At 74.9% G+C, this 2862-nt stretch carries 1 protein-coding gene; it reads left to right on the top strand.

Annotated elements, in window-relative coordinates; translation table 11 throughout:
- A partial coding sequence (locus ACFU6K_RS35740) for a condensation domain-containing protein (RefSeq protein ID WP_380670310.1) occupies positions 1-2862 on the top strand: 2862 nt, incomplete at both ends.

The raw sequence follows: 2862 nt of genomic DNA on the forward strand, positions 1-2862 counted from the left end.
GGGTCGCGGTGCTCGCCCGGGAGGACCGGATCGTCGCGTACGTCGTCCCGTCGGCCGGGAGCGGGGCGACCTCGGCGGCGCTGACGGCGTACCTGCGCGGCCGGCTGCCGGACTACCTGGTGCCGTCGGCGTTCGTGCTGCTGGACGTGCTGCCGCTGACGCCGAACGGAAAGCTGGACCGGGCGGCGCTGCCCGCGCCCGAGGCCACGGCCAGGGAGACGGGCCGGGCGCCGCGCACCCCGCAGGAGCAGATCCTGTGCGAGCTGTTCGCCGAGGTGCTGGGCCTCGCCCGGGTCGGGGTGGACGAGGACTTCTTCGCGCTCGGTGGGCACTCCCTGTTGGCCACCCGGCTGGTCTCCCGGGTCCGGGCGACCCTCGGGGTCGAGCTGGAGCTGCGCAGCCTGTTCCGGACCCCGACACCCGCCGGGCTGGCCGCCGGGCTCCAGGACGCCGCCACCGCGCGGAAGGCGCTGGTGCCCAGGCCGCGCCGGGAGGAACCGCTGCCGCTGTCCTTCGCCCAGCGCCGGCTCTGGTTCCTCCAGCAGTTCGGGGCGCCGAGTGCCACGTACCACATGCCGCTGGCCCTGCGGCTCTCCGGCCGTCTCGACCGGGCCGCGCTGAGCGCCGCGCTCGCGGACGTGGTGGCCCGGCACGAGACGCTGCGCACGGTCTTCCCGGAGAACGCCGGAATTCCGTTCCAGCGGGTGCTGGAGAGCACCGAGGCCGCCGTCCCGCTGACCGTCCGCGCGGCCGGCGAGGCGGAGGTGCCCGCGCTGCTGCGCGAGGCCGCGGTGCGCGGCTTCGACCTGACCTCGGAAGTGCCGCTGCGGGCCGAGCTGTTCGCGGTCGCACCGGACGAGCACGTGCTGCTGCTGGTCATGCACCACATCGTCGGGGACGGCTGGTCCATGGGCCCGCTGGCCCGTGACCTGGCCACCGCCTACACCACCCGCCAGGGCGGCGGGGCGCCGGACTGGCCGCCGCTGCCGGTGACGTACGGCGACTACACCCTGTGGCAGCACGAGATCCTCGGCGACGAGCACGACGCCGACAGCCTGTTCGCCCGCCAGGTCGCCTACTGGAAGGAGGCGCTGGCCGGGCTGCCCGAGCAGCTGCGGCTGCCCGCCGCCCGGCCGCGTCCGGCCACCATGTCGTACGGCGGCGACCTGCTGGAGGTCCGGCTCGACGCCGAACTGCACACGGCGCTGGTGGAGTTGGCGCGACGCTCGGGCGCGACCCTGTTCATGGTGCTGCAGGCCGCGCTGGCGGCGCTGTACACGCGTCTCGGCGCGGGGGAGGACATCCCGATCGGCTCGCCGATCGCGGGCCGGACCGACGAGGCGCTGGACGAGCTGGTCGGGTTCTTCATCAACACGCTGGTGCTGCGCACCGACACCAGCGGCGACCCGAGCTTCACCGAACTGCTCGGCCGGGTGCGGGAGACGGCGCTGTCGGCGTACGCGCACCAGGACGTGCCGTTCGAGCACCTGGTGGAGGCGCTGAACCCGTCCCGCTCGCTCTCCCACCACCCGCTGTACCAGACCGGGCTGGTCGTGCAGAATGCGCCGGGCGGCGACTTCGAGCTGCCGGGCCTCCAGGTCTCCGGGGTGAACGTGCTCACCGGGACCGCGCGGCTCGACCTGACCTTCGGGTTCGCGGAGGAGCACGGGCCGGACGGCGCGCCGGCCGGGCTGACCGGTGCGGTCGAGTACAGCACCGACCTGTTCGACCGCTCGGCGGTCGAGGACCTGGTCGCCCGCTGGACCAGGCTGCTGGCCGCGGTCGCCGCCGCGCCCGAGCGGCCGATCGGCGCGGTCGACCTGCTGTCGGCCGAGGAGCGGCGCGAGCTGCTGCCGGCCGTCGGGGGCGGGGCGGCTGGGGTGAGCCTGCCGGAGCTGTTCGCTGCGCGGGTGGCGGCGGCGCCGGACGCGGTCGCCCTGGTCTGCGGCGGTGTGGAGCTGACGTATCGTCAACTGAACGCCTGGGCGAACCGTTTCGCGCATGCGTTGATCGCGCGGGGGGTGGGTCCGGAGCGGTTGGTGGCTGTGGCGTTGCCGCGCTCGGTGGAGTCGGTGGTAGCCGTCCTGGGCGTGCTGAAGGCCGGGGCGGCGTACCTGCCGGTGGATCCGGCGTATCCGGCGGAGCGGGTCGCGTTCATGCTGGCGGATGCCCGGCCGGTGCTGGTGGTGGACGATCCGGCGCTGGTGGCGGAGGCGTCCGGTTGGCCGGAGACCGATCCGGAGGTCGTCCTGGATGTCCGGCACCCGGCGTACGTGATCTACACCTCGGGTTCGACCGGCCGTCCCAAGGGCGTCGTGGTGAGCCACGGCGGGGTGTCGGGCCTCGCGGCGGCGCAGGTCGAGCGGCTCGGCGTCGGGCCGGGCAGTCGGGTGCTGCAGTTCGCCTCGCCCAGCTTCGACGCCTCGTTCTGGGACCTGTGCAGCGCCCTGCTGAGTGGCGCCGCCCTCGTCCTGGCCTCGGCCGACGCTCCGCTGGAGTCGCTGACGGACGGTCGGCTCGGTGTCACCCATGTGACCCTGCCGCCGTCGGCCCTGGCGGCGGTGGACGGCGCGGACCTCAGGGCCGGAACCCTGGTGGTGGCGGGGGAGGCGTGCCCGCCGGAGCTGGTGGCGCGGTGGGCGCCGGGCCGGCGGATGATCAACGCGTACGGTCCGACCGAGACCACGGTCTGCGCGACGATGAGCGACCCGTTGGCGCCGGGTTCCGGTGTGCCGCCGATCGGTCGTGCGGTCGCGGGCTTCCGGGTGTACGTGCTGGACGCGCGGCTGCGCCTGGTGCCGCCGGGCGTCGCGGGGGAGCTGTACGTTGCGGGGCCGGGCCTGGCCCGGGGCTACCTGGACC

This window comes from Kitasatospora sp. NPDC057512 (assembly GCF_042802135.1).
Classification (GTDB): Bacteria; Actinomycetota; Actinomycetes; order Streptomycetales; family Streptomycetaceae; genus Kitasatospora.